This is a genomic window from Xylanibacillus composti, from assembly GCF_018403685.1.
GTDB lineage: Bacteria > Bacillota > Bacilli > Paenibacillales > K13 > Xylanibacillus > Xylanibacillus composti.
Genome location: NZ_BOVK01000006.1, coordinates 171,643 through 198,575, shown reverse-complemented (window position 1 = coordinate 198,575; position 26,933 = coordinate 171,643). Strand labels below are relative to the sequence as shown.

General features: G+C 53.1%; 29 protein-coding genes and 1 riboswitch. Of the genes, 3 read left to right on the top strand and 26 right to left on the bottom strand.

The window, feature by feature from the left end; translation table 11 throughout:
* Window positions 1–25: 25 nt before the first annotated feature.
* The 11 genes from XYCOK13_RS02735 to XYCOK13_RS02685 all read right to left on the bottom strand — a co-directional run bounded on the left by XYCOK13_RS02735 (window position 26) and on the right by XYCOK13_RS02685 (window position 12,298).
* Window positions 26–1,489, bottom strand: a complete 1,464-nt coding sequence (locus XYCOK13_RS02735; protein ID WP_213410362.1) for an adenosylcobinamide amidohydrolase — start codon at window positions 1,487–1,489, stop codon at window positions 26–28.
* Window positions 1,486–2,532, bottom strand: a complete 1,047-nt coding sequence (locus XYCOK13_RS02730; protein WP_244864951.1) for a FecCD family ABC transporter permease — start codon at window positions 2,530–2,532, stop codon at window positions 1,486–1,488. Before XYCOK13_RS02730 ends, XYCOK13_RS02735 begins: the two co-directional genes overlap by 4 nt.
* Before the next feature lie 11 nt (window positions 2,533–2,543).
* Complete coding sequence (locus tag XYCOK13_RS02725; protein ID WP_213410361.1) at window positions 2,544–3,560, bottom strand: ABC transporter substrate-binding protein; 1,017 nt, start codon at window positions 3,558–3,560, stop codon at window positions 2,544–2,546.
* A gap of 194 nt (window positions 3,561–3,754) precedes the next feature.
* Window positions 3,755–3,948: riboswitch (cobalamin riboswitch) on the bottom strand.
* Window positions 3,949–4,001: 53 nt separating this feature from the next.
* Window positions 4,002–5,078: a nicotinate-nucleotide--dimethylbenzimidazole phosphoribosyltransferase gene (gene cobT / locus XYCOK13_RS02720; protein WP_244864950.1), complete on the bottom strand. Its 1,077-nt coding sequence runs from the start codon at window positions 5,076–5,078 to the stop codon at window positions 4,002–4,004.
* A 27-nt stretch (window positions 5,079–5,105) separates the two neighbouring features.
* The gene (locus tag XYCOK13_RS02715; RefSeq protein WP_244864949.1) at window positions 5,106–6,647 is read right to left on the bottom strand and encodes a cobyric acid synthase; all 1,542 of its coding nucleotides are present in this window, start codon (window positions 6,645–6,647) and stop codon (window positions 5,106–5,108) included.
* Window positions 6,648–6,663: 16 nt separating this feature from the next.
* Complete coding sequence (locus XYCOK13_RS02710; protein ID WP_244864948.1) at window positions 6,664–7,254, bottom strand: cob(I)yrinic acid a,c-diamide adenosyltransferase; 591 nt, start codon at window positions 7,252–7,254, stop codon at window positions 6,664–6,666.
* Window positions 7,255–7,297: 43 nt separating this feature from the next.
* Window positions 7,298–8,149: a formate dehydrogenase accessory sulfurtransferase FdhD gene (fdhD, locus tag XYCOK13_RS02705; protein ID WP_213410360.1), complete on the bottom strand. Its 852-nt coding sequence runs from the start codon at window positions 8,147–8,149 to the stop codon at window positions 7,298–7,300.
* Window positions 8,142–10,442, bottom strand: a complete 2,301-nt coding sequence (locus tag XYCOK13_RS02700; protein WP_213410359.1) for an FdhF/YdeP family oxidoreductase — start codon at window positions 10,440–10,442, stop codon at window positions 8,142–8,144. The genes fdhD and XYCOK13_RS02700 overlap by 8 nt, the downstream gene beginning before the upstream one ends.
* A gap of 154 nt (window positions 10,443–10,596) precedes the next feature.
* Window positions 10,597–11,013 (bottom strand): FixH family protein, encoded by a 417-nt coding sequence (locus XYCOK13_RS02695; protein WP_213410358.1) that lies wholly within the window; start codon window positions 11,011–11,013, stop codon window positions 10,597–10,599.
* A 132-nt stretch (window positions 11,014–11,145) separates the two neighbouring features.
* The gene (locus XYCOK13_RS02690) at window positions 11,146–11,430 is read right to left on the bottom strand and encodes an alpha/beta-type small acid-soluble spore protein (protein WP_213410357.1); all 285 of its coding nucleotides are present in this window, start codon (window positions 11,428–11,430) and stop codon (window positions 11,146–11,148) included.
* Window positions 11,423–12,298 (bottom strand): SDR family oxidoreductase, encoded by an 876-nt coding sequence (locus XYCOK13_RS02685; RefSeq protein WP_213410356.1) that lies wholly within the window; start codon window positions 12,296–12,298, stop codon window positions 11,423–11,425. The genes XYCOK13_RS02690 and XYCOK13_RS02685 overlap by 8 nt, the downstream gene beginning before the upstream one ends.
* Before the next feature lie 230 nt (window positions 12,299–12,528).
* On the opposite strand from XYCOK13_RS02685, the gene XYCOK13_RS02680 reads away from it, so the two are divergent.
* Window positions 12,529–12,885, top strand: coding sequence for a PspC domain-containing protein (locus XYCOK13_RS02680; RefSeq protein ID WP_213410355.1), 357 nt, complete (start codon window positions 12,529–12,531; stop codon window positions 12,883–12,885).
* An 8-nt stretch (window positions 12,886–12,893) separates the two neighbouring features.
* On the opposite strand, the gene XYCOK13_RS02675 is transcribed toward XYCOK13_RS02680, so the two are convergent.
* The 4 genes from XYCOK13_RS02675 to XYCOK13_RS02665 all read right to left on the bottom strand — a co-directional run bounded on the left by XYCOK13_RS02675 (window position 12,894) and on the right by XYCOK13_RS02665 (window position 14,442).
* Complete coding sequence (locus XYCOK13_RS02675) at window positions 12,894–13,469, bottom strand: superoxide dismutase family protein (protein ID WP_213410354.1); 576 nt, start codon at window positions 13,467–13,469, stop codon at window positions 12,894–12,896.
* 16 nt (window positions 13,470–13,485) lie between these two features.
* Window positions 13,486–13,617 carry a hypothetical protein gene (locus XYCOK13_RS22110; RefSeq protein ID WP_280520866.1) on the bottom strand — a complete coding sequence of 44 codons (132 nt, stop codon included), beginning with the start codon at window positions 13,615–13,617 and terminating at the stop codon, window positions 13,486–13,488.
* A 62-nt stretch (window positions 13,618–13,679) separates the two neighbouring features.
* A complete protein-coding gene (locus XYCOK13_RS02670; protein ID WP_213410353.1) occupies window positions 13,680–13,868 on the bottom strand; it encodes an aspartyl-phosphate phosphatase Spo0E family protein in 189 nt (62 codons plus the stop codon).
* An 88-nt stretch (window positions 13,869–13,956) separates the two neighbouring features.
* On the bottom strand, window positions 13,957–14,442 hold the full coding sequence (locus XYCOK13_RS02665; protein WP_213410352.1) for a hypothetical protein: 486 nt from the start codon (window positions 14,440–14,442) through the stop codon (window positions 13,957–13,959).
* 618 nt (window positions 14,443–15,060) lie between these two features.
* On the opposite strand from XYCOK13_RS02665, the gene XYCOK13_RS02660 reads away from it, so the two are divergent.
* Window positions 15,061–15,552 (top strand): hypothetical protein, encoded by a 492-nt coding sequence (locus XYCOK13_RS02660; RefSeq protein WP_213410351.1) that lies wholly within the window; start codon window positions 15,061–15,063, stop codon window positions 15,550–15,552.
* Between the two features lie 44 nt (window positions 15,553–15,596).
* Here XYCOK13_RS02660 and XYCOK13_RS02655 read toward each other — a convergent pair whose 3' ends face one another.
* The 3 genes from XYCOK13_RS02655 to XYCOK13_RS02645 are packed head-to-tail and all read right to left on the bottom strand — an operon-like array spanning window position 15,597 to window position 19,257.
* The gene (locus tag XYCOK13_RS02655; RefSeq protein ID WP_213410350.1) at window positions 15,597–15,890 is read right to left on the bottom strand and encodes a hypothetical protein; all 294 of its coding nucleotides are present in this window, start codon (window positions 15,888–15,890) and stop codon (window positions 15,597–15,599) included.
* A 13-nt stretch (window positions 15,891–15,903) separates the two neighbouring features.
* Entirely contained in the window at window positions 15,904–18,210 is a 2,307-nt protein-coding gene (locus XYCOK13_RS02650; RefSeq protein WP_213410349.1) for a thiamine pyrophosphate-dependent enzyme, read from the bottom strand.
* 33 nt (window positions 18,211–18,243) lie between these two features.
* Window positions 18,244–19,257: a 2-oxoacid:acceptor oxidoreductase family protein gene (locus tag XYCOK13_RS02645; RefSeq protein ID WP_213410348.1), complete on the bottom strand. Its 1,014-nt coding sequence runs from the start codon at window positions 19,255–19,257 to the stop codon at window positions 18,244–18,246.
* Window positions 19,258–19,696: 439 nt separating this feature from the next.
* Between XYCOK13_RS02645 and XYCOK13_RS02640 the strand changes: the two genes are divergently transcribed.
* Complete coding sequence (locus XYCOK13_RS02640; RefSeq protein WP_244864947.1) at window positions 19,697–20,431, top strand: HAD family hydrolase; 735 nt, start codon at window positions 19,697–19,699, stop codon at window positions 20,429–20,431.
* Here XYCOK13_RS02640 and XYCOK13_RS02635 read toward each other — a convergent pair.
* From XYCOK13_RS02635 to XYCOK13_RS02600, 8 genes are all read right to left on the bottom strand, one after another.
* A complete protein-coding gene (locus tag XYCOK13_RS02635; RefSeq protein ID WP_213410347.1) occupies window positions 20,428–21,078 on the bottom strand; it encodes a thiamine diphosphokinase in 651 nt (216 codons plus the stop codon). The two genes, XYCOK13_RS02640 and XYCOK13_RS02635, sit on opposite strands and share 4 nt — an antisense overlap.
* Window positions 21,079–21,112: 34 nt before the next feature.
* Entirely contained in the window at window positions 21,113–21,571 is a 459-nt protein-coding gene (locus XYCOK13_RS02630) for a hypothetical protein (protein ID WP_213410346.1), read from the bottom strand.
* Window positions 21,572–21,613: 42 nt separating this feature from the next.
* On the bottom strand, window positions 21,614–21,823 hold the full coding sequence (locus XYCOK13_RS02625) for a hypothetical protein (RefSeq protein WP_213410345.1): 210 nt from the start codon (window positions 21,821–21,823) through the stop codon (window positions 21,614–21,616).
* 11 nt (window positions 21,824–21,834) lie between these two features.
* Window positions 21,835–22,323 carry a dihydrofolate reductase gene (locus tag XYCOK13_RS02620; RefSeq protein WP_213410344.1) on the bottom strand — a complete coding sequence of 163 codons (489 nt, stop codon included), beginning with the start codon at window positions 22,321–22,323 and terminating at the stop codon, window positions 21,835–21,837.
* Between the two features lie 48 nt (window positions 22,324–22,371).
* A complete protein-coding gene (locus XYCOK13_RS02615) occupies window positions 22,372–23,382 on the bottom strand; it encodes a thymidylate synthase (protein WP_213410341.1) in 1,011 nt (336 codons plus the stop codon).
* A gap of 151 nt (window positions 23,383–23,533) precedes the next feature.
* Complete coding sequence (locus XYCOK13_RS02610) at window positions 23,534–24,790, bottom strand: DUF4129 domain-containing protein (protein WP_213410339.1); 1,257 nt, start codon at window positions 24,788–24,790, stop codon at window positions 23,534–23,536.
* The gene (locus XYCOK13_RS02605; protein WP_213410337.1) at window positions 24,772–25,845 is read right to left on the bottom strand and encodes a DUF58 domain-containing protein; all 1,074 of its coding nucleotides are present in this window, start codon (window positions 25,843–25,845) and stop codon (window positions 24,772–24,774) included. The genes XYCOK13_RS02610 and XYCOK13_RS02605 overlap by 19 nt, the downstream gene beginning before the upstream one ends.
* 5 nt (window positions 25,846–25,850) lie before the next feature.
* Complete coding sequence (locus XYCOK13_RS02600; protein WP_308443005.1) at window positions 25,851–26,816, bottom strand: AAA family ATPase; 966 nt, start codon at window positions 26,814–26,816, stop codon at window positions 25,851–25,853.
* Between the last annotated feature and the right edge of the window lie 117 nt (window positions 26,817–26,933).

Here is a 26,933-nt window from a genome sequence, read left to right as displayed (position 1 = left end):
GCGAGCAGGGTGATCGTATAAAAGCTCACCGCCTGGTCTTCTCTAACGCCATGCGCGTAGCTCTGTAAACGGCGCGGCCAAGCAATTTGCCAATGACCGTTCCCGATCCTGCATAGGGAGTAGGCTCGCCCAGCTGTGTAGCCGCTATCAGCAGACTATCTGTGGAGGTCCCTGTTGCCATCGACTGTGAGCGGGGATCGCGCACATTCATATCGTGCAGGGCTTTCACTTTCGCCTCGGTTACAGTCAAGGCCGCATTGACCAGCGCGCCGTCTGTCAGATGTGCATCTGCGAATACCATCGTATTGATGGTGCCGGGAATGATGAACGGTTCAGGCGCGAGATCACTCGAAATGTCGACCGCATTTCCGGCTCCTGCCGTTACTACGGCCATTACCTGGTAAGGACCCGCTTCGTCTTCGACGACGGCCATATGCTTCAAGTGCACAGCCGTCATCATGCCCACGGCCTGCTCGAAGGGAATGTCCAGCTCCTCCATCCAATGGCGAATATCTGCAAGCGGATCCTTGCAGCTGTAATGCTTGTCCACATGAAAATTGCAAAAGTGCCGAATCCACTGCAGTCCTTCGCCGTTCACCCCGTTGGAAATCGTGCGCAGCGGATGATCGAACGCGATATGAATCAGCCGTTCATTCTGTTCCAGCCGGAACGATTCTCGGAATGGAGCGCGCTTCGGTTCCCTGTCATCCGGCTTCGGCGTCATGAACCATTGAGGCTTGGGGATCAGCGGATGGTATTGGGCAATAGCGCGAACGCCGTACACGCGTCCGATGGAAGCGCCATCCCGCAGCACGCTGACATCCCCCTGCTCGACAATTTTTCCTTCCCGCAGCAGCGCTACCTGATCCGCGTAAAGCGCCGCGACGTTCAAATCATGCAGAATAGCCACAACAGTCAAGCTGTCCCTGCGCTGCTTCTCTCTTAGCAAATCAAGCATTTCGTAAGTGTGACGCACGTCCAGATGATTCGTCGGCTCGTCCAGCAGAAGCAGGGTCGGCTCCTGGGCCAACGCCTTGGCTAGCAGCACGCGCTGCTTCTCTCCGCCGCTCAGCTCACGGAAAGAGCGAAAACGGTAATGCAGCACATTCGTTGTGCGCATCGCTTCTTCCACCGCTTCTATATCTTGGCGGCTTGCTGTTTTCAACAGCCCTTTTTGATGCGGATACCGGCCCAGCATGACGATCTCTTCTACTGTAAAATCGAAGGCAACCTGCTCTTCCTGCGCCAGAACAGCGATCAGTCTTGCCCGTTCTACCGAGGAATAGCTCTGAAGCGGAGCGCCGTTCAGCTCAATGTCACCGGCAGACGCCTTCAAAACGCCCGTCATCAGCTTGAACAGCGTGGATTTCCCGCTGCCGTTCGGCCCGAGGAGCGCGAAGAACGTGCCTTTCTCCACTTGCAGCGATATATCCTGTACAATCGGTCGGTCCTTGTCGTAGCCGCCGCTCAGACGCTGAAGCCGAATCATCCTCGCCCCCTCCTTCCTGCCTGCTGTCTAATTAACAAAAATGCAAAGACCGGAGCGCCAATCAAAGCCGTGATTACGCCGATAGGCAGTTCTCTCGGCGCTATTATGGTTCGTGCCAGCAAGTCGGCCAGAACCAGATAGGCCCCCCCAATGAGCATGGACAAGGGCAGCACGTGGCGATGATCGGGGCCTGTTACAAGACGTACAAGGTGGGGGATTACCAGCCCGACAAAGCCGATTGCCCCGGATACCGCGACAGAAGCGCCTGTCAGCAACGACGCGCCCAACAGAATCATCACTTTTTTTCTTCTGACACTGACACCCAAGTGCTCCGCGGACGCTTCGCCGAGGGCCAGGGCGTTTAATTCCCGCACATGCATAAGCAGCAAGAGCGCACCGATTATGGAAAAGGGAAGCAGGAGTTGCGCATAGCTCCACCCTCGCATGCCTACATTGCCCATAAGCCAATATAAAATTTGGCTCATGTCCTCACGCTGGCTCAGCGCGATAATCAAGGACACAATCGCACTCATGAAGGAAGTCATGATGACGCCTGATAAAATTATGGTTTCTACTGCAAAATTGCGACTGGACAAATGAGTCATGCCGAAAACAAGCACCAAGGCAACGAAACCGCCCAAGATCGCCATAACGGGAAGTGAGAACGAGCCCAATCCCCATAAAGTAAATTGAAAGAACAAGACCAATACCGCACCCAATGAAGCGCCCGATGAAACGCCGATAATATAGGGATCCGCCAATGGGTTGCGCAGCAGTCCCTGAAAGGCAGCGCCGGCCAGGGACAAGGAAGCGCCGATCAGCAAACCTAGCACAACGCGCGGTGCGCGAATATTCCAGATTATTAATTCTTGGCTAACCGGGATCTCGCTCATCCACGTCCAGCGAAGCACATGCTTGGCCAATATGGCCATAACCGTTTCGGCCGGAACCGTCACGCTGCTTGCCAACAGACCAAGAAGGGACGCGCCAATAGCGGTCCCTCCTGCGAATGCATACCAAAGCCATACTTTTCTCTTCATCATTGCCGAATTCCTCACGGTATGAAGATGTCCGGGTAGACGAATCTCGCCAGCTCTTCAACACCGTCTATTAGCCGCGGACCGGGTCGTGTCACAGTATCGCTGTCAACATCGTACACCTGCTGGTTGGCGACGGCCGGCACCTCAGCCCACCCCTCTCTGGCATATACCCCTTCGGACGGATTCTCTACATAGTATCCATACGTAGTTATGATGACATCCGGCATGAGGGAGACGATCTCCTCTTCCGTCATTTTCACCCAGCCAGTCTGATCGCCTGCCACATTCGCCGCATTAATGGCCTCGATCATCTCATGCATAAACGTCTCTTTGCCAGTAGTAAAAATGTCCGGCGCCGGCGATACCTCAATCCAAACGCGCTTCGGTGTTTCCACGGCTTCCGCCTTCGACTTGACCTCTGCCAATCGCTCCTGCATGTCCGCGATAATCGCTTCTGCCTTGTCCAACGTGCCAGTTGCCTTGCCGAACATGCGCATAGTCTCATAGGCATCCTCGAAGGATTTCGCTTCACCGGCTACAACAACATCAATGCCTGCTTGCCGGAACGTATTCAATACGTCGGCATGTGTCTTGAAATGATATTGCGATACCAGCGCCATGTCTGGCTGCAGCTCGATGATTCGCTCCACATTCATGGCCTGGCCGCCTAGTTTTTCCTTCTCTTGGGCCGCTGCCGGATAATTACAGAAATTGGATACTCCGATAATCTTGTCCCCAAGGCCGAGCGCGAACGCGATCTCGGTATTGCTTGAAAGCAGGGACACAATCGTTTGCGGTTCTTCCTCGATCGTAATTTCTTCACCGCTGCCGTCTACAAGCACCGCAGGAAACGCGGCTTCGTTCTCCTCGCTTCCAGAGGCGCTCTCTATACCAGCCGGAGGTTCAATCACAGTGGCTTCGTTCGAACCATTGCCCTCATTGCTTTCGTTTGCGCCGCAGCCAGCCATCAGTCCGACGGCCAGCATGAGTAGAAGCACACTAACTCCCCATTTTGTCCAATGCCTCTTCATGTCCATCCACCCTTTGCCGAAATTTCCACACAAAAAACGCCTATCCAGGCTGGAAAGGCGTCGCTCGACAATTACGATAACTGCAGACAAGCTCAGAGCAGGAACGGCCGATTTCATCCGTTTGATCGAACCTTGTAGGCTCGAAGCTTGTCCACATCATTTCGAAATTGAGAAGCGCCTCTCCTCGAAGGCCGCTTATCTAAGACAAGCAGGCAGGTCTACTGACTTCGCGCTTCTTCGCTGGACATCTCCCTTCCCATACATACGTACAGTGGATTGCCGGATGCTGCTCCACGCTTACAGTGGCGGGACCGTGCCGGATTTGCACCGGCTTCCCTTTTCACTCTGAACCTTTACATTCAGAGAACCATGCTTGTCAAATATTCGTTTTTTGTGCATGCCTTATTATAGGCAATCCCTTCCTAGATGTAAATAGCAGAATCAGGAGGGAGAACTCGCACCGGAAATACCGGCGCTCTCGAAGGTCGCCATCTCCGCCAGCATGCGCACAGCCGATTCCAACAGCGGATAAGCAACCGCCGCGCCGCTTCCTTCTCCCAGCCTTAGCTGCAAATCAAGCAGCGGCTCCAGCCCAAGCCATTCCAGCACCGCTTCATGCCCTGGTTCCTGCGACCGGTGACCGGCTATGAGATAGCCGCGTACACCGCTTGCCAGCTTGACAGCCAGTACCGCAGCAACCCCGCATATAAACCCGTCCAGCAGAACAGGTTTGCGGCGGGCCGCTGCCGCCAGGATCGCGCCAGTCATCGCGGCGATCTCCAGCCCGCCAATCTTGCTGATGATATCAAGCGCATCGGCGGGGTCGGGTTTTCGGGCCTCGAGCGCTCGCTGGATCAGCGCAGCCTTGCGCTTTCTCGCATCAGGATTTAGCCCCGTTCCTGCTCCGGTCAGCTCCTCCGTCGAACGACCAGTGATGACCGCCGCTATGGCAGTGCTGCTCGTCGTATTGCCGATCCCCATCTCCCCGGGTATGATGCATTCGGCTCCCTCTTCGATTAGCCGGGCTGCACTTTCTATTCCTGCCGCAATGGCCTCCACCGCCTCTTGGCGGCTCATGGCATCCTCACGCGCGAAATTGCCTGTCCCTTCGCGAACCTTGCGCTGCCTTACCCCCTCAACCTCCGACAGGTCCGCCGCTGTGCCGACATCCGTAATGTCCAGCTTGGCGCCGATTTGCCGGGCAAACACATTGATCGCTGCCCCGCCCGCCGCGAAATTGCGAACCATCTGGCCCGTCACTTCTTGAGGAAATGCAGATACGCCTTCTGCCACAATCCCGTGGTCTCCCGCAAACACGGCAATGCCGGGCGGGAAAATTCGCGGCAAGGGCTGACCGGTTATTTCAGCCAGTTGAATAACGAGCGTTTCCAATCGTCCCAAACTGCCGGGGGGCTTCGTCAATCGCTCCAGCCTTTGCTTGGCCAACTCGCCGCTGGCCTGATCGAGATCGCCGATCTTCGCACAAATCTGCTCCAATGACATACTTGCATGCTCCATATACGTTCAACTCTCCTTACACCCAATTTATCCATTTGAGGCCGCATCCGTTAAAATTCGTTCTATTCTTTCCATGTCCAATTGCTGCTCCAGCACATCGGCAAGCCGATCATAGGCTTCTTCCCGGAGAAGCTCCGAATTCGGCCGATCCTTTAGCGGCGCCAATCCTTTCCTTGCCCGGATGCCGTTAAGCCAAGCCGCGCGAAACGCATCATTATGAAACACGCCATGGACATAAGTGCCCATAAGTTTACGGTGCTCGTCCAGCATGCCGTCCCGAACCTCTTCCGATGAACCCATTCTAGTCAAGACAGAGAAGGGCTGCCCTTGCTCATAGTGCGTCCAGCCGTGATGAATCTCATACCCATGGATGACATATTTCTCTCGGGCGAACTGTGCGGCACCCTCCACGCGTACGGTAACTTTCTCCCGCCGCCATACTGTATCCATGGGGAACCAGCCGAAGCCTATCCGGCTCCCCTCCGGCGATTCGACCCGCTCCTCATCCTGCACAGACCGGCCCATCATTTGGAACCCTCCGCAAATACCGACAATCCACGGTTCCTGTATTGCCCTGCTGCGTTCCACCGCGGCAAACAGGCCGGACTCCTGCAAAAACCGCAAGTCGCCAAGCGTATTCTTGCTACCCGGCAACACAATGGCATCCGGATCGCCAAGCTGGGACGCCGTCTCAACGAGCCGAACATGGCAATCCGGCTCTTCCATCAGCGGGTCCAAGTCCGTAAAGTTTGAAATAGAAGGCAAGCGAATGACCGCTATTTGTATGGGTTTATCGAAATTCGGCGATCGGCTGTATTGCGCAAGCGCCATGGAATCCTCTGACTCAATATGAAGTCCTTCGACATATGGAACCACGCCAAGCACCGGCTTGCCGGTATAGTGCTCCAGCCATTCCAAACCCGGCTCCAGCAGCCGAAGGTCCCCCCGAAATTTATTGATGATAAAGCCGGCTATCCGCTCCCTGTCCTCCGGCTCCAGCAGCTGAAGCGTACCGACCAAACTCGCAAACACACCGCCGCGGTCAATATCTCCGACGAGCAGAACAGGAGCCCGAGCCATTCTTGCGATTCGCATGTTGACAAGTTCACGGTCATTCAAGTTGATCTCGGCCGGCGAGCCTGCTCCCTCTATCACGATGCGCTCGAACTGTGAGGCCAGTCTCTCATAAGCTTCTGTCACGATGCGCAGCCCTTCCTCGAAAAACTGTTCGCGGTATTCGCCTGCACGCATGTTGGCCAGCGGTCGGCCATGGACGACGATCTGCGATTGCATGCTGCCGCTTGGCTTAATTAGAATCGGGTTCATATCCGTGGTCGCCTCGATCCCTGCCGCTTCAGCCTGCACGCCCTGCGCACGGCCAATTTCCTTCCCGTCTGCCGTAATATATGAATTCAATGCCATGTTCTGGGACTTGAATGGCGCCGTACGCACCCCTCTTCTCGCAAAGACTCGGCACAATCCAGCTACCAGCACACTCTTCCCTGCATCAGAATGCGTGCCCTGAATCATGATCGGCAGCGCCATGCGCTTTCCGCTGTTCCCCTTCATGAACGTTTCATCCCCTCTAAAATTCCAACCCCCGAATAGCCTGAACGCCTTCCTCATAATAATGCTTCTCTGGTTCAATGACCGAAACCAAGTCAGAAGCTGCCTTCACGTCCTCATGCGCTTGGCGCCCTGTCAGAACGAGATGCACGTGCGACGGACGATTTCTTATCGTCTGCAGCACCTCTTCCAGAGAAAGCACATCATCTATCGGGAACCGGTCAATGGCAAGCGCGTTGTGGATCTCGTCCCAGATCACCACATCATACTCCCCGCTCATCGCGGTCTGTTTCGCTTCCGCCCAAGCACTTTGCAGAGCTTGTCGATGCTCCTCCGGTGTTTTCAGCCAGGTAAATCCAACCCCCATCGGCAGCACTTCGATCCCCAGCTTGGCCAGTGCCAGCTTCTCTCCGTAAGTGCGTTCCGGCGATTTGATAAATTGAATCATGCGCACCTTCATGCCGCGGCCGGCAGCTCGTACTGCGATTCCGACTGCAGCAGTTGTCTTTCCCTTCCCGTTACCGGTATACGTCAATGTCATACCTTTGCGCTTCGCTTCATTCTCCAGCATGGCTTCTCCTTCTCCCTCCGTTTCAAATGAACCTTGCATGGCATACCCGTACACCTGTGCAAGCCTTCGTTGCCCGCTTCCCTTATTCCCTACTCTCGACATCTGCCTGAATGCGTTCTCCGTGCGTGTATGCATTCATCTGTCCGCTGCGCGCGAACCCGACTGCAGTCATGCCCAAATCTTTCGCCAGCCGCAGGGCCAGATCCGTTGGCGCAGATCTCGAAATAATGGCGCCGACGCCAATTTTGGCTGCCTTCAAAATCACTTCGGAAGACAATCTTCCGCTGAACGCGATTATCTTGTCTCCCGCTGGAATTTGTTCCATCAGACAAGTTCCGAATACTTTATCCAGCGCATTATGACGGCCGATGTCGCTGTGCACAAACAACCCCTTTTCCACTGTGCACAGACCGGCATTATGCAAACCGCCTGTCATCGCAAATCCGCTCGAATTCGCTTCCAGCCATTCCATCAGGCGGTAGCAGGCCGCGGCGGATAGATTCAGCTGACGGGTGAACGTCTTGGCTGTCCTGACATCGTGCTGGAAGTAAAATTCCCGGCTTTTGCCGCAGCAAGAACCGACGAAGCGCTTGCTTGTAGCTCTTTTGTCCGGCGAAAGCGGAGCGTGCAGCGAGATGTGCGCCGTTCCCCGCCCGGGATCGATGCGAACCTGTTTGACTTCTCCGGCAGTGCGGATAACCCCTTCCGAAGCCAGAAACCCGTATACCAAGGGCTCCAAAGCCAGCGGGCTGCAGAGCACTGTAGCAAATTCTTCCTCGTTCACATACAGAGTCAGCGCCTTCTCTTCGGCGATAATTTCCACCGCGGAAGCATGTGCCTGTCCAGACCATTTGACCGTTTGCCAGCTTGCCAATCCATTGGATGATCCGGGGTCCTTGTGTCTGTCCTCCGGCAAGTCTTCCCGCTTATGCATAGCCATCTGTCTCCTCACGGACACGCAGCATGACAAAGGTATTGTACTCCGGAATGGCAGCATATCGTTCGAATACGCCTTTGGGCATCAGACAGTTGCCTTCCGGCCAGTGCACCTGCAAATTGCCCGGCTTGACATCGGCCAGCTTGACGTAGCCTTTGAATTCTCCATGCGCGTTCGAGAGTGTAATCGGCGCGCACTCCTTCAGGCCCAGCTGAAGCGCGTCACGCTTATGCATCAGCACATCGTGGCGACCCGCCTGATTGAATGGATCCTTCTCCCCATAAATCATCGAGTTAAACTGCTTGCCGCGGCGTGTCGTCACATAGAATTCCCCTTCAGGCTTGCGCAGCTCAGGCTGCGTGATCGGAATCAGCTGCCCCTTGCCGGAAGCGGTCGGGCAGATGCCGCCCTCGCACAGCCAGGCTCCTCCCCATTGGAAGAAGTCGCCGCGCCTCTGCAGATGCTGAATTCCGTCATAATAAGGGACAGCTTGCGCAATTTCATCCCGAATTTCCTGCGCGTTTGCGAAGTGGATCAGGTGGGCCTTCTCCGGTACAACGCGGGAAGCCAAATCTGTGTAAATTTTCCATTCTGCCCGAGCCTCCCGTACACGGTGGCCCTCAATTTCCGGCGAGAAATACACCATCCGTTCTGTCGAAGTGGACGTTCCGCCTCCAGGCTGCTCATAACGGGTCATAGCCGGCAGCACGATGACTTCCTCTCTCGCCCCGACCAAGGTGGAACGGTTGAACACGATATCCTGATGCACGCGCACACTCACCTGCTCCAGACAAGCGCGGGCAAACTCCGGATTCGGCATCGTTTCGAGAAAATTCCCCCCGGAGGTATGCAGCACCTGCAATTTGCGCTCGTCGTCTTCTGGCAGCAGGGCATGCTCCAAGCTGGTCCCAACGGGATCTCCCTGCCATTCCGGCAGAGCAAATCCCCATAGGGCAGCCAGGCGCGTACGATGCTCCTCAGTAAAGTCTCCGCCCGGAAGCGAATACGGGTCCGCCCCCATTTCTCCCGCTCCTTGGACGCCGCTGTGTCCGCGAATCGGCATGAGCCCGCAGTGCTCCCGACCAAGAAAACCGCGAAGCAGCGCCAGGTTTGCTACTTGCGAAATATTGTCTGTGCCGAAATGATGCTGGGTCAATCCCATGCTCCAGACAAAAACAGCCGAGCGCGAGCGCGCAAGCAAGTGCGCCAATTCGCTGATGCGTTCCCGGCTCAAGCCGGAAGATTGTTCGAGCAACGCCCAATCCTGCTCCATAATATGAGCACGAAGCTTCTCAATGCCTTCCGTATGCTGCTCCACGAACGCCCAATCAATGGCGGTTCCCGCTTGCTCCAGCTCCATTTCGAACCATCGTTTCATAATGCCGTTCATGAGCGCAATATCTCCGCCGATATTGACTTGATAAAAATCGTCCGCAAGCTTGGTGCCGAACAAGGCAGATTCCGGAATCGAAGGCACCCAATACTTCTCCATGGCCGGTTCCTTGTACGGATTAATCACAATGATCCTGGTGCCTTTTCTCTTGGCCGCGTACATATATTTAGTGGACACCGGCTGATTATTCGCAGCTACACTGCCCCAAAATACGAGCACATCGGTGCCGATCCAATCCTTGTAGGAGCAGCTGGAAGCGGCTATGCCCACCGAGCGCTTGAGCGCTGTCTTGGACGGGGCGTGACAAATACGCGAGGCGTTGTCGATATGATTCGTGCCGATCAGCCTCGCTGCTTTGGCTGCTGTATAATACACCTCATTCGTAATGCCGCGCGCCGTTAAATAGAACGCCGTGCTCTTCGGACCATAAGACCGAATAGCTCCTGCTATTCGCTCCATTGCTTCCTCCCAGCTGATCCGCGTAAATCGGCGTTCTCCCGCCTTGCGCCGAAGCGGATAAGGAATGCGTCCCAGCTCGCGCAGCTCGGCGCTGCTCAGCTTTTCCAGCTGGTCTATATCCGCATGCAGCCATTCTTCTTTCATCTCCGGCATCGTATTGAGCCGGAGCACATTCAATCGGGTCGTGCAAAGATGAGGCCCTTTCAACGTCTGATCCTTCAGGCCTGCAACGCCAAGCGCGCAACCATCGCAAACACCTTCGGTCAAAATGCGGTAAGCATAGCCCAGTCGATCCCGATTTTGCCAGGCCGCCTTGACTGTATCGCGAAGATGACGGGGCTTGGTCTCGCCTAATCCGAACGGTACTGCTCCCGCCCACAGTGAGGGGTCCGGTTTCATAGGCAGACGTACCGGCCCCGAATGCTTGGTCTTCCCCATAAGTCTTTTGCTCCTTTCCCTAATGGCTCTATTGTACATCGCAACCGCTTCCATGACTAGCGGCAGCGCTTCTTTTCCATACAAAAAGGGACCGGTCTCTTGCGCCAAACTTGGCTTGACGCGAGAGCCATCCCTTCTTGTCAAGTGGCCTGTGTTACTCGGCTATGTCGACTTCCAGCGTAGGCATGTTATGCATGCCTCTTGCTGTCACGTGCGCCGTAACGAAGTACGTGCCGGCCTCAGGAAAAACATGTGTGACCGTGTACATCCCCTCGCCCGCATGTTCCCCCATCAGCATAGCTCGATCATCGGAACCTGATTGGCGCACCTCGAACATGACTTCATCTGCATCTTCTACCTGCTCCGCATCCTGCGTGACCGCCGCCTTCAAGTCAACCTCTTGTCCGGCAGATGCTGCTTGCGGTTCAATAGAGATCTCCACCCCGATCATGCTTCCGGTAGGAGGCCCTCCATGTCCCGCGTGATTATTGTCTGCATTGCCGCAGCCTACAAGCGCCGCACCCAGAAGAAGCAGCAGTCCGACCAACCCATATGTACGCATTTTATCCATTTGCCTCACCTCACATTTCAAACTAAAAGTATACCTTGCTCCAACGGCAAAAGCAAAACCGACCCCCTGCCCGGGAGCCGGTTTTGGCATGCTTTCATAGCATGGCAATGAGATTGTCACAATTTTGTCAAGCTAATCCGGTTGGTGTTTTCTTGCCAATTCAGACTGGGCCTGACGAATCATTTCCCTGACCATCGCCCCGCCGATTTTGCCGCCGACACGCCCTGCATCTTCTGAGGTCAGATGGCCGTTGTATCCCCTTTGCATAGGAACGCCCAGCGATCTCGCCACCTCAAATTTGACGGCATCCGGTCTTTCCGGATGAACGACATAGCCGTATTGGCGCATCACCTCGCCCTTGAATTGCCGCAGCCCTTCTTCCGCCTGCGGCATAATAGCCCGCCGTCGTCTAGCCATTGACGATATCCCCTCCATTAATATGCAGCATCTGGCCGGTCATGTAAGAGGAATCGTTGCTGGCCAAATACACATAGGCTGGCGCAAGCTCATCCGGTTGACCGGGCCTTTTCATGGGCGTATCCGCGCCAAATTTGGCAACGGCGTCCGCCGGGAATGTAGATGGAATCAGCGGTGTCCAAATCGGTCCTGGCGCTACGCCGTTGACCCGAATTCCTTGTCCCGCGAGCTGCAGGGCCAGGGAGCGAGTAAACGAGACGATTGCCCCTTTCGTAGCAGAATAATCAACCAGCTGTTCGCTTCCCTTGTAGGCGGTAATCGAAGCTGTATTAATGATTGCGCTCCCTTGCTTAAGGTGAGGCAGTGCCGCTTGGGTCAAGCTGAACATCGCGAACACATTAGTGCGAAAAGTTCGCTCCAGCTGCTGCCTGCTAATATCGGCAATGCTTTTTTGCGGATGCTGTTCCGCGGCGTTGTTCACAAGAATATCCAATTTTCCGAATTTGCCTAGCGCTTGTTCAACGATATGACGGCAAACATCCTCATCCCCAATATCACCTTGTACGGCCAGGCATTTCCGCTGTTCCTGCTCCACCTGCCGCTTCGTCTCCTCCGCATCCCCATGCTCGTCCAAATATGCAATCACGACATCTGCCCCTTCTTTTGCATATGCAACCGCGATTGCCCGACCAATCCCGCTGTCCCCACCGGTTATGATCGCGACTTTATCCTTCAGCTTGCCGGCCGCTTTATACTGCTTGTCCTCGAATTCGGGCCGCGGATGCATCCGGGATTCGATCCCCGGCTGCTGATTCTGATGCTGCGGAGGCATAACGGTCTGGGGCTGCGACTGAGTTGATGTAGCCATCTCCAAATCATCATCCTTCCTTCTCGTTTGGTATCTAGCATGCGCACCTGGTTTGTCCCTCATGCAATGGACAGCATCTGTTGCCCGAATGACAATCCGCCTCTGGACCGAAATTTCCTAGACCATAGTCGGGCAGCAGAAACCTTCTGCAGTCTGTACAGAAACATGTCAAGATCCATTACAATAAAACTAACCGTTTCAATGAGGATGTTGGGGAAGGATGTGAATGCATGCAACACACTCCGTCTGCTGTCAATCAGAAACGCCCTGCCCGTAAATGGTTGTTGGGCGTTTGCGCTGAAGCCGCTGCTGCGTGGAACATATCGATCAGTTGGATGCGGGCTGTATTTATGCTCTGCACCCTTCTGTCCTTCGGCCTGTTTGTGATCGTCTACGTGCTGATGCGTCTTTCGATGAGCACGATTCCAAAGGAAAATCCGGAAGCCGGCAAATTGGCCAACAATCAATCTGAAGCCGCTGCTGACCGCCAATTCATCGAAATGCTGCAGCAACGGCTGCAAAAACATCACAACCGCGCCTCGGATAAGGGGGCCTATCATCACCCTATATCCAGACACGGTTGTTGAAGCAGCCATTATTTCGGTTCAGCAATGACACCGCACGCAATGCGTGCTCCTGCATCGCCTGCCGGCTCAGTGAAATAATCGTCCGCTTTCTCGTGGATGACAAAGGCCGTGCCAGATTTGCTAAACAGCGTCGTTTTTGCACGGGGATCGATTGTCAGGCGATTCGTGATAAACTTCGCATTTGCCTGTCCTCCCGCATCGACCGTAATATTGGGCAAATCCCCGGCATGCGGACCGTCCTTGTTCAGAAAACCATGCTTGCTCTTGGTCGGATTATAATGCTCGCCGGCTGACTGAAAATCCGGTGTCTCACACACCCCGCGCTCATGCACATGCAGCGCATGCTCCCCGGCAGGCAAACGATCTGCTTTTAATTGAATTTCCAGACCTTCCTCCATTTGCCTCAAGTGAATATTGCCAATCTGTTCTCCTTTTTGATTCAGCAAGGCTACATGTACGGCTTCGCCGGATGCCGCCGCTTCCTCTGCTTCGTTCCAGGTCGCTTTTTCCTCATGCTGACCAAGCCACGTCCAAATGGCCAGAGCCATGAACAAAACCGTTCCAGCTCCTATCCATCGCTTCATGTTTCATCCTCCATTCCTATCTCTTCATGCTGTTATTTTCTCCCTTAGAGGCAATACTTAAACCTTTGGGAGCTGGAGAATACATAAAATCTTGGATATGCCAAGCATAAGGAAGCAATGAAAAAAAGGCTGCCGTCAAGCGCTTCATGCTTGTTGACACCCTTCAATATACGTTTTCGATAGCTTAGACGGATTGGACACGCGTGACGCTTAGTTAGTTTTTTTCTGTTTATGTCTTTGCAACTCGAAAATCAGCTTGTCCAGCTGCTGGCTGATGTGCAGCACTTGTTCATGTACAAAACTGCCGTTCGTATGAACGGACCGGACCAGCTCTTGCCGCAAGCTCTCAATTTCTTCTTTTAGTGCCTTGCTGTTTCTTGTTGCATAGGAAGGTCTCATGTTCCCCAAAAACTCCTTCAACGCATAATCCATCTAAGTATATGGCAAATGCCCTGCAAATGCTGTCACAATTCGTCGGTGGTGAACATCAATTTTCACTCTGAATCAGCGTCATGATCTTTTGCAGGCGCACATACTCATTTTTCAGGAGATCCGCACGGAAATACCCATATAAATAGGCGCCTTCCATGAAGGATAGATGCGGATAGCAGACAATGGGATCATTGCTGTAGGGGTTGTCCAGGATAACCTGCCACTCTCCATTCCGCTCAGTCTGCGGCACTTGTTTCAACACTTCATTCTTCGCTGCGATCATGCGCTGCAGCTGTTCCCATATATGTGACCAGGAAGGACTGATCAATCCAGGATTGGGGATGACCTCTTCCGCAAGTTTCAACAGCCGCGAAATATGTTCTGCTTCCGCTTCCTCGTAATGCTTGATCTTGTCCTTAAAACTTTCCAGCCATTCATAAAATAACGTATAGCCTTCCTTGGCTACAATCCCTCCGAGGGTCAGTTTTTCTTCTTCCGTAGCCGCTTCTTCCATCTGTTTCCATAGAGTTTCCGCATTCACGCTTGTATCCACCCCGCAATATGGTTTCCAGTTACCGTCTTGAGAGCCTTTACACTACCTTTAATCATAATACACTTTCCAATCCTTGAACACCTTTTTGGGGAATTCTTCATTCACTCGGATGGGAGCCTATGCAGAATAATGCCAACCATTTCGTGTCAGAATAGTGGTTACGAATCAGCAGCCAATCCCCGAATGGAAATGGACGTGCAATTCTATGTGGAAATTACGGTGGACCGCTTATGTGTTTGTTGCAATCTCCGTTAGCCATATGGCATTTTATGCAATTAGCTTGAATACGGAATGGCTTGTTTTTAGGGAAACGCATCCCATACAGTGGTTCGGCAAATTATTTGTTATCGTGATCGTTCCGGCCGCTATAATCGCCTTATTCTATATATGGAACATCAATAGGCGCCTATGGATGCAAACCGCAGCTGGACTCCTCTGGATCAGTCTGTTCTCCCAGCTTTTCGAATGGTTCCATAATTGGAACATTGTCGAGTTCCGCTCTTGGTCCAGAGATGCATCATACTCCTATTGGTTAGTCGTTCTCTTGCTTGCATATGCTTGTACCCAACTGATCGACCGATTCCTGATGGAAGGACATGAGCGGTTATGATTCCTCTAATGCCCATTGATACGAACGATTGGTTTGTAATTTGCGCGGCTCTCGTGAACGTGGCCATGCTGCGCGCTGTAAGACGGTATGTAAATTGGATTCATGGTACGATGATCTGGTTGTTTAACTTTACGTTGGCAGTAGTCGTCGATCATGTGATCGCGGACAAGCCATTTGATTTCTACGACGTCATGGATTCGCCCAAAGTTGAATTTATGGATCTTTTTCTTTATTTCGCCGTATATCCCCCGCCAGTCTACCTGTTTTTGATTCTGCATCAACATTTGACCCAATCGCGGCACATGCGCGTCCTATTGATATTCGGATTTACAGCGGCCATTACCGGGTTGGAAAAACTCGCTTCCACCGCTCATGTGTTTACCTATAATGAATGGAAGCTGATCTATTCAAGTCCTGTATATTTAGTTGTGCTGCTGCTTAATCTTCAATTTCTGAAATGGGTGAAAAAACAAACAAACGCCGCTTGATCCCCGAGGTTAGACGGGAATAAAGCGACGTCTGAAGCTGCTTGTCACAATTCGTTTGTCTCTCTTCTGCTCACGCGAAGAGACTGATCTGACCAGAATACAACGTAGGCCGGATTGTTCTTAAGCTTTACATTGCTGAGCTTCAACGTTTGTTCTTCTACTTGCAGCACCTGCCAGTCACCGGTTAAGTGCCCCTCTCGCAGCAAGTCTGCACATTCCGCCTCAGCCTGTTCCTTCGTTTCCCATGCCTTTACTCCGTAGTAGCCCAGATCGTAGTGATTGACTTGCATGCATGCGTGCAATTCTCCGCTGGACTGATTATGCAACACATAGGGCATCGTCATTCGTCCTTTACAAGGCAGGGTGTTCGTGTTTGGCTTTCAGTTGTGTCCATCTGCGGTCCACTTCTGCCTGGAATGCTTTCAACGTTTCTTCATACTCCGGCTTGCCAAGATGCTTCGTCTTGCCCATCATCTTCAGCCATTCGGAAAGCGGAATGCGCTTGCCCTTCTCTTCCGGATTATAGGTGATTGTTGTTACCCCTTGCTCAATCTCATACAGCGGGAAGAAGCAGGAATCCACGGCTGCATTTACAATCGAGGTCCCTTCTTTGTCATCGGACAACCAGTTAAGCGGACACGTAATCAGGATTTTGCCATAGACAAGACCGACGTTTTGCGCATACCATTGCGCTTTCGCCGCTTTCTTCAGCAAGTCCTGAGGATTCGATTCCGAACCGGTAAATACGTACGAAATGTTGGTCGCTGCCATAATTTGCGCAGTGTCCTTATGATGGAATACCTTTCCACCCTGGAACTTGCCCACATTGGACGTAGACGTCCTGTGTCCCATTGGCGTGGAATAGGAAAGCTGTGCGCCTGTGTTCATGTAGCCTTCATTGTCGTATTCCAGAATAATCATTTTGTGATTGCGGAGCGCTGCGCCGATAGCCGGACCCATTCCGATGTCCATGCCGCCATCGCCGGTAATCATAACAAAGGTGAAATCATCCTGCAGGCCAAGATGATCCAGCTCGCCCCGCGCCTTGCGCTGCCAGAACATCTCTACGACACCGGAAAGCGTCGCTGCGCCGTTCTGGAACAAGTTATGAATATAAGTTGCCTTATGCGCGGAGTAAGGATAGCCGGTGGTGACAACCATCGCGCAGCCCGTGTGGAACAATGCGACAATGTCGCCCTCAATGCCCTTGAAAAACAGCTCCAATCCGGAGAAAATACCGCATCCCGGGCAGGCTCCGTGCCCTGGGGCAATCCGCTTCGGCTTCTTCGTCAGCGCCCGGAGCGGCGGAATCTTGACCTTCAGCTTGCCGGTTTCTTCATCTGGAGTTACCGTAATCAAGCCAGTTTTCAAGTCTTCGTATTTCATTGGCTCCAGCACGCGCTGCGGCTTCTTCGCAGGATCGCCTGGCGTGTGGCCGTGGTAGTCGAACGGCTTCTCTACGTAGCCCTTGTTCATTGCATCGATTGCCAGCTCAAACAATGCATGGCCGTCTTCCGCATAGAAATCTTTGCCGCCAAGCCCATACACCCGGCTAATCACAAGCGGCGACTTTACGTTATGGGTATATAACGCGGCTTTGATTTCATTCACCATGTTGCCGCCATGTCCGCCATAGGAATCGGCTCGGTCCCCAACGGTGATCGCTTTGACATGTTTCAATGCTTCGGCAATCGCCTTCGCCGGGAAAGGCCGAATCATATTCGGCGCGATCGAGCCAGCCTTGATGCCCTTCTCGCGAAGCTGATCCACGACATCCTTAATGATCTCTGATGCGGAGTTCATCAAGAAGACCGCTACCTCGGCATCCTCCATCCGATACAGGTCGAGGATCGGATAGTCGCGTCCGGTCAATTCCGCATACTCCTTGCGAATACGATCGTAAACTTCCTCCGCCTTATACATCGCCATCGATTGCTGATAACAGTTATTAATATAGTCCGGTTCATTCATGTATGGACCAACCGTAATCGGGTTGTTGCGGTCCAGCGTGTCTGGGAAGCCTTGCGGCGGCTTCTCGCCAATGAACTTCAGCACATCTTCGCGCTTGGAAATTGTCATAACGCGACGCTTCTGGTGTGAAGTGAAGTAGCCGTCCTGGGTAACCAGCACCGGCAAGCGGACTTCCGGATCCTCCGCCAGTTTCAGCGCCATGATATTCATGTCATAGACCGCTTGCGGGTCGCGGCTCATCAGAATAGGCCATCCCGTGTTCAAAGCGTAATACAGGTCCGAATGATCGCCATGAATATCGAGCGGACCGGAGACAGAGCGGCACACCAAATTCATGACCATGGGGAAGCGGGTTCCCGATTGTACCGGCATTTGCTCCAGCATGTACAGATAGCCGTTCGCGCTTGTTGCGTTGAACACACGGCCTCCTGCCGTGGAAGCGCCGTAGCAGATGCCTGCGGAGCCATGCTCGCCGTCCGCCGGAATAAGCTTGATGTCATGCTGGCCGTTCGCTTTCATCAAATCCAGAAATTGCGCAACTTCCGTTGACGGAGAAATCGGAAAATAACCCATAATGTGATAATTGATCTGATGGGCTGCGTATGCCGCCATTTCATTGCCCGATTCGTATACGATCCGCTGTTCTACCTTGCCTAAGCGGCTGTCCTTCTGAATCTCAATTGCCATAGCATAGTTCCCTGCCTTTCGTAAAGTTTTTCCCTACACGCCTGCAGCCAGATTGTGGCGATGAGGCACACGCTTCTGATCGGCATAGCCTTCGGTTTCGCGAAGGTCGGAAAGTGCTTCCGTCGGACATGCCTGCACGCACTTCAAGCAGCCCTTGCAATATTGGTAATCGATCCCCTGCAGAAACATTTGCGGCCGTCCCTTCTTGTCCGCGCCTTCCTCCCATACAAAGCAGAAATCGGGGCAAACATTGTCACACGCCGCGCAGTGGATGCATTTTTCCTCGTCGAAATCTGGCATCATTCCGCTTCTGGAAATGCTTAAATCCTTCAGGATGCTGTTCCCCGGGTTCGTAATTGTCCCGCCGATTGGCTGTGTCTCGTAGCCAAGAATGGGGGTATCCTGGCGCACGAACGCAGGCATTTCCACTCCCTCAGGAAGCGCAAATGTTTGAAACCTCACTTCTTCGTAGCCGCGTTCGAAGGTGCGAATTGCCGGCGCAACGGCTTGCGGATATTTCTTCTCGAGCGATTTGCGGATTACGTCTTTCATAATTTGGGGGTCAAGAAAGTCACAGAGGCGGAAAAGCGCACCGAGCATCGCCATATTGACACGGTTGTTTTCTTCCAACGCAATGTTCGTCGCATCGATTACGGCAATCGTGCCGCCAACCAGGTTCATCTTTTCCTTCAAGCTTTCAGGGTCCTTCGAGGAATTAACCAATACGGTGCTGTCTTCGTAGATTCCGCTGACTACATTGACCGTCTTGGAGAGGTTTTCGTGGAATATCCCCACAACATGCGGCCGTTCAACTGGTGAGGTATCCCGAATGTTCGTTTGCAGGTCGCAAAAACGAATGTGGGCTTTAACCGGCGAACCTTTTTTCTCTGAGCCGTAGGATGAAAAGCTCACACCGTTAAATCCGGCGCCCATTACCCCGGCTTCCGCCAGCATCTTGCCGGCGAGGTTGGCCCCCAAACCGCCGATCGATTCCAGGCGAATTTCAAAAAATCCAAGTTCGTTCACCTTAGGAAGCTGTTGTGCCATTTTCGCAAACTCCTTTCCTACTGCTGCTAAATATATTTATATAAGTGAGTAAAAAGAATAACCAAGTGCTAGTAGGCGAGCAGAATTCGATTCCTTGCCCTTCAACGGTGTGCCGGTGCCGGCCGCATTGCGCGAAGAGCATCTGTCGAAAGTTGATCACATTTTTATGCGTGTCCTATGCAAATGCGGTGTGAGAGCCGTCATAGACGAAAGGATGTTCATCTGGAAGCTTGCCGTTCCAAATGCTCGATTGAGAGCTCGCCAATGTATGTACGTCCAGAATGAGGCCCCCTCATTTCATAAATAAGCCAGTTTCTATCAATTATACTCTAACATTCCGGCGGGTGCTACAAAAATATTGATTCCGCCAGTCCAAATTGGGTACAATGAGACTGCTTGCCATAGTGCTTTCCATCAACTAATGAAAGGAGTGAAGGATATGATAAACGAGCAAACCATCCTGTTCGACTTGGACGATACACTCGTTCACTGCAACAAATACTTTTTCCGAATTATCGAACAATTGGCCGAGGATTTGGCCGAGCGCTTTCCGCATTTCTGCACAAGCGATGAAGTGAAGGAGAAGCAATTGGAGCTCGATCTGGCTTCTGTGCACATCAACGGCTTTACGACCGAGCATTTCCCCGAGTCCTTTGTCGATACATACCGCTATTTTTGCCGCAAAGCCGGGACAAATCCGGAAGCAGACATGGAGGAGCAGTACCGTCAGCTGGCCAAGTCTGTCTACGATATGCCGATCGAACCGTATCCCAGCATGATTGAGACGCTGGAAGCCTTGCAGAAAGACGGACACGAGCTTGTCCTCTACACCGGCGGTGTCGAGGAAGTTCAACTTCGCAAAGTGCATCAGTTGGGATTGGAGGCTTTCTTTGCCGATCGAATCCATGTTGCCTCCCATAAGAACAGCCAGTTCCTGAACCGGATCATTGAACAGGAGAAATGGCTCCGTTCCCGTACATGGATGGTCGGCAACTCACTGCGCACCGATATCGTACCCGCGTTGGAAAACGGCATCCATGCCGTATTTATTCCGGCGGAGCAAGAATGGCAATACAACGTCGTAGATGTACAAGCAACCCCCTCCGGCGTATTCGAGACAGTGTCCAGCCTATCGGCAGTCCCTGGTCTGATTCGCGCCTTCGCCTCTGTCTAATCGCGGCTTTGTATGACCAGAAGCTCTCCGGAGCGCACCGTGACCGCGGCAGCGGGGGCAACGAGCTTGTTGCTTACAGCAAGTGATTGCCCCATCGTCAATACTGCGTCGCGCAGCGGATATTGAAAGCCCTCTAGCGTTATGCCCTGGACTTCAATGGTGAGCGGCAGCAGAGAAATATAGGAAAACCCTTCATCCGTCAGTTCCAGCCGGCCGTTTGTCAATTCAATCCGGTTGTGCTCATTCCGAAGCACCGTGCGGACGCCTGCTGCCAGACCTTGCCGCAGAAGCTGCACGTTCGCCAGTGTATGGTCCAACCGGGTGCCGGTCATGCCGAGCAGCACAATTTCGGCTGGCCGCTGCTGCAGTGCCCACATATAGGCTAATTCAGAATCGGTGTAATCCTTCATGATCGGATCGCAATCACGGAATTCCCCTGCCATCTGCTGGATGTGCTTTTTTTGCTCCGCAGTCACGGAATCAAAGTCCCCCATAGCCAAGTGCGGACGATACCCGTGCGAGACTAGAAACCAGGCACCTTGATCTGCTCCTACAAGCACATCTCCTTCCCCGATATGCGGAATCGCCCACTCCCCTAGCGCGCCGCCGCCGAAAATCAACATCCTGCTTCCTGCATGCATATTCATGTCCGCTCCCTCGTGTTCCTTCCTGAGGCGCTCTTTATATCGCGTCTCCATGCTCCTCGAGCAATTCCTCAATCAAATGATTTTCTGCGATCATCAAGGCCACAGCCGCTTTACTGATCGCTTCCGGAACAGTCCGGCAAGCGCCGGATGACCCCACTGCCCCTTCATCGCCGCATATTTCTGCTTGTATGCCAGCCTCTCCCTCGCTCTGCAGCCGCCATTGGCGATAGCGGTTCAACAGAGCATGTGCAGAAAAAATCGTTGTGGAATAAGTCGGCACGCGCTCCAGCTCCCCTTCTTCCGACCGCATCGAGGAAAGCGGCCGGATCCAATAATCCGCGTCCATATCTTGCAAGGATCTGCGCACAACCTGATACCCTTCCACATAGCGGGCGATCAGCGCATCCAATTCACGTCCCGGCTCCATTTGGAAGAGCCTCTGCATCTGTTTTTGTTTAATCGAACGCCGCATCGCTTCTATCGCTTCACTCATGCGCGCTGCAATCCTTTCCTCTAATCTATCGGTTTTGCCGGTCTACTTGCCGGGCGATGGCGACCCCTTATGCCGGCGATCGCAGCCATGAGGATCGGGCTCCAGCCACAAACCGCCCGGATCGCTCGTTTCATCCCCGCAGCAGCCATTCCATTGCCCGCAGTTAAAACACTTCCACTTCGCAAACCACCACTTCATCTGAAAGCCGCAGATCGGACAGCTCGGCACGAGATTTGCCCTGCGATTGGACATAAGATCTCCCCCTAGTTCCCTGCTCGTTCATATACGCGAAATGCGTAGTGATAAGGATTTTTCTCGTCCCGCACACCCGGTGTTTCTGATACCAGCTTCCACTCGCTGCGATCCCACTCGGGCAAAAACGTATCTCCTTCAAACTCCTCATCTATCCACGTGATATGCATCTTGGCAGCGTACGGGAGCAACTGGCTGAATAATCCCGCTCCGCCAATCACAAACAACTCTTCCTCTGCTTTCGCGTATTGGACGATGTCCGCGATATCATGCATGATCTCACACCCTTCCGCTTGGTAAGCGCGATCAGAGGTGATCACAATATTCCTTCGATTCGGCAATGGCCTGCCAATGGACTCATGTGTTAGTCTGCCCATGACGACCGTGGAGCCGCTGGTGACGCTTTTGAAATACTGCAAATCAGCAGGCAAATGCCAGGGAAGCTTGTTGTCGCGTCCGATGACGCGGTTGCGGCCCATGGCAAAAATCATCGTGATCATCCAGTTGTCACATCCTTTCGTCCAGCCAGCCGAGCGAAATCTGAGTCGCTACACAGCAATCGGCGCTTTAATGGAGGGGTGCGGATCATAGCCCTCAATCGTCAAATCCTCTAACTCCATATCAAAAATAGATTGTTTCTCCGGATTGATCGCTAAGGTTGGCAACGGCCTCGGCTCGCGAGACAATTGCTCCTTCACCTGTTCCACATGATTGGAATAGATGTGCGCATCGCTGATGCTGTATACAAACTCGCCTGCCTCCAAGCCGCATTCTCTTGCGATCAAATGTGTCAATAAGGAGTAAGACGGAATGTTGAAATTCGCCCCGAGAAAGGAATCCGCGCTGCGCTGCAGCAAATGGCAGCTTAACTTGCCGTTGGCCACATAAAATTGGAACATGACATGGCAAGGCGGCAGCGCTGCTTTGCTTCCTTTTGCACCGGCATTGACCACATCCTCCGGATTCCAGGCGTTCACGATTAAGCGCCGCGAATCCGGATTTGTTTTGATCTGCTCGATGACATCTGTTAATTGATCGATCGACTCGCCCGTTGAAGTTGTCCAGTTGCGCCACTGCTTCCCGTAGACATTACCAAGATCGCCATATTTCGCTGCAAAAGCGTCATCCTCTAGAATCCGTTGACAGAAGGCATCCAATTCGGTCTGATAGACCTTGTTGAACGCTTCGTCAACCAAGCAGCGCTTCCCGAAATCCGTCATATCCGGCCCCTGATACTCATCGGATTCAACCCATTTCTTGAAAGCCCATTCATCCCATATATGGTTATTATGCTGCAATAAATAACGAATGTTGGTGTCCCCTTTGATGAACCACAGCAATTCGCTCGCAATTAAGCGAAATGACGTGCGTCTTGTAGTAAACAAAGGGAATCCTCTGGACAAATCAAATCGCATCTGGTAACCGAATACACTCAGTGTTCCCGTTCCGGTGCGGTCTTCCTTCTTCACACCGTTATCCAATATATATTGCAAGAAATCCAAATAGGTCTGTTCCAACTCATTTTTCACTTGGCTCACCTCCGATAATGCTGACCTCATACATTATAGCTCAAAAATTCATCTTTGGCTTGTCTGTACGAAATCAATCTTTGTGAAAGTCAGCCTAATCCCTGCCATGCACAGGACACGTCTGCCTGAAGCTATCATGGAGGCTCGCTTCTAAAAAGAGCAAGCTTCTTGCCCCTGGCTGCTACCGTCTTTCTGGCTCGTTCAAGCGGTTATACCAGGAATCCAGTTCCTCTTCCGGCAACCCTCCTTGAGTGCTTCCTCCATATTTCACCCGCGAGTAAGCATCCATCAGCTTGTCCGTATCCGGCTCGTCCATGCGTTTCCCGATTTCCCGGGGGGTCTCATAAGGCCGTATGATGTGTCCCCTCTCGATCCAACGACGAACAAGCAACAGGTAGAGGGAACGCACCTTTTGCGCATTGTTCATCTGCTTCCACTCCTCATAGCTGATCGCAGCATGCTTATGTGCATGGCGAGCTTCGCCATCCTCACGCAAGGAGCGGCGTTCTTCCGTATAAGGCAGCGATTCCTGTTCCTTCTCCTCTGAAGAGGAAAATAAAAACGCTCTGATTTCATGCCGATTGAGATAAAGCAGCCAGCCCACCGAGCCGATGATTGCCGCAGGCACAAGAAAACCGCCAATTACGTTCAGCACGAACTCTATAAATTTGTTCCCCTCATACAGCTGCAACTGTTCCTCGGGCGGATTCTCCGGAACCGGGTATGGCAACACTCCTTCGGTTATGGGGCCTAAATTGTCTGTCAGCGTCTCCTTGAAGCTGTCGGCAAAATGGGTCAGCGGTCCGATCATTCTTTCCCCGACATAGGTCCAGGAAAGCATCGTTACGAGCAAGGCCGCCCCGAGCATTACGGACACCGTGACTAAGCCGACTCTCAAGGTTTCCGAAGTAATCAGCTTGTGATAGACAGCCGCATCGCGGACCAGCTGACGCTGAAAACCGAACAAAAATAAGGCAACGGAAACGAAAGCGCTTCCCCACAACAAAGGGACATAGCTTGCCAATTCAGGCGTTCGTACAATCCACAGCAGCGCGACCAAGTGGAAGAGGAAGCTGCCAAGCCAATAGACAAACCGCCACTCTCCTTGATGCTTGCCGCCGCGCGAAAACATATACGCTCCCGCCAGTATAGCTGCATATGAGTCTGTTAGCATAAATACACCGAATAAGACTGGAATCAAAGCTGCCCATCGAATAAAGCGCATCATTCTCGGAGCCGCCCACGCTCCGATCGCGTAGAATATGCCGCAAGCTACTGCAAATACAGGCAAGCCCAACCAGAAACTGCTGCCGTATATGAAGGGCAGAAACGGCAGGATGCCGATGCTTTCGATTGCTCCGGTCCCTACAGAGCGCTTCCATGGGGAAAACCCGTTCTCTTTCACCTCATCCCCTCCATCTATTTCACCGGCAGCCACTCGACCGCATTCCCCTGGCGCCGCAGCACTTGCAATCGCCGTTTCAGAGACGCGGTCATAATAGGGCTGATCAGAAGTATATTGTGTCCTGCATATCGCGCGGAGCGCTCGTCCAGCATTTTCTCAATCGGCATTTCAACATCTGCCTTGAGTCGGGCAAGCCTGTCCAGGATGGACGCATATTGCTTTTTTCCTCCTGCAATTTGCAGATCTTCCGCTAACCCGCGAATTCCGGGCAAGGAGCCGTTGCAGGCAAAGCCGACGCGAATCCCATGTTTGGCCGCATATGCCGCAGCCGACGCGGCGTAGCGAATCCCTCTCTCCAGCTTGCCCGAATCCATGGAACGGCTCCACACTTCACTATCATCCTGTATATTCAGAATGATCCACAGCTCCTGATCCAATATGCTTTCACGCTTATGCACCATCCATTCTCCCAGCTTGGCGGAAGCCTTCCAGGAAATCCACCTGGCGCTGTCGCCCGGACGATACGGACGCGCCCCGCTCACTTGGTAGTGATTTTCCCGCAGGGCATTGTCACGGCTGAACGCATTCTCCAGCCAGCTTCGCGCGCCAAGCGGCAACTCTCGAAGCGCAAGCGGTTTGGGATAGACCGTGATTTGGAAGTTGGCCGGGCGGGTCTGCACATGTGCCTTCAAACCGATCGCATCGCCTGCAGTGAGCGTTACGGACTGAAAATCGTATACGCCGCGCTTCTCACAGGTAAACACGTATTTTCTCGTGATTTCATATCGTCCTCTCAAGGCGAACAGGCTGCGATGATGCTGCTGGTTTTCGCCTAGCGTTTGGTACACATCGCTCTTGCCGCCGAATCGGAACGAAGCCGGCATCATCGATTCGACCAGCACATAAGGATACGGAATGCGGCGGCGATTCGTAATGACCTCGGTCATTTCGATTGCTTCCCCGGCGAACACCCGTTGACGGTCGAAACGCCGCTCATAGTCCAGTTTTTTGAAGCCCATGCGGCCAAAGATGAAATTTTGCAGGATCAGCAACAAAAGAATGACTGCTGTAAACCAAAAGATCGCCATCGGCACTACCTGCTTTCATGCTGTGCGAGCTCAGTGGGAACTGGCACTTGTCTTACGATCTCCTCCAGAACCTGTTGGACGGCAGAGAAATCGGACAAGCCGTCGCCCATGGACAACCGATGTGCGCAAACCGGCCCTATGAGCGCTTTCACATCGTCCGGCTCCACATAATTGCGACCTGCGATCAGAGCGCGAGCGCGGGCTGCCTGATACAGCTGCAAGCTGCCCCGCGGACTGACGCCGTAAGCCAAGTCCGGATGCTGGCGGGTCTTGTCCATAATAGCTAATAAGTATTGCCGTATTGCGGCACTAACGTGGACTTCCTTCAGCAGCAGCTGCATAGCTTCCAGCTCGTCCGGAGTGGTCACCGCTCGGACAGCTGCAAGCGGATCATCCGAGGCAAATCGCTGAAGCATCGTATCCTCTTGTTCCAGATTCGGATAGCCGGATGGAATTTTCAACAGGAAGCGGTCCAGCTGCGCTTCCGGCAACGGGAACGTTCCTTGCTGATCCAGCGGGTTTTGCGTTGCCATCACTAGAAACGGAAGCGGGAGCTTGTATGTATCCCCGTCAATCGTAACTTGTCTCTCTTCCATCGCTTCAAGCAGGCTGGATTGTGTGCGGGGAGTCGCCCGATTGATCTCGTCTGCCAGCAAAATATTAGCGAAAACCGGTCCCTTTCGCAGCTCAAACTCGCTTTTTTGCTGATTGAACACATTAATGCCAGTGATATCGGAAGGCAGCAAATCTGCCGTAAATTGCACACGCTTCACGGAACAGCCCAATGAGGCGGCGAAGGTTTTGGCCGTCATCGTCTTGCCCGTTCCCGGCACATCATCCAGCAGCACATGACCGCCGGCAACCAAAGCGATCATCAGGTAATCTGTAACCGCTTCCTTGCCGACCATAACGGCATTGACATTGCTTCGTATCCGTTGCACAATCTGAGTCATTTCTTCCAAACGCATCATCGTATGTATCCACCTCTCATCCCAGTATAAGCACCAGTCGCCGCTATCCGCGCATCCAGATCCGGACAGCAAAACTAGTAGTCTACCAAATTATAGCACACGCCAGAATTGCCGTCT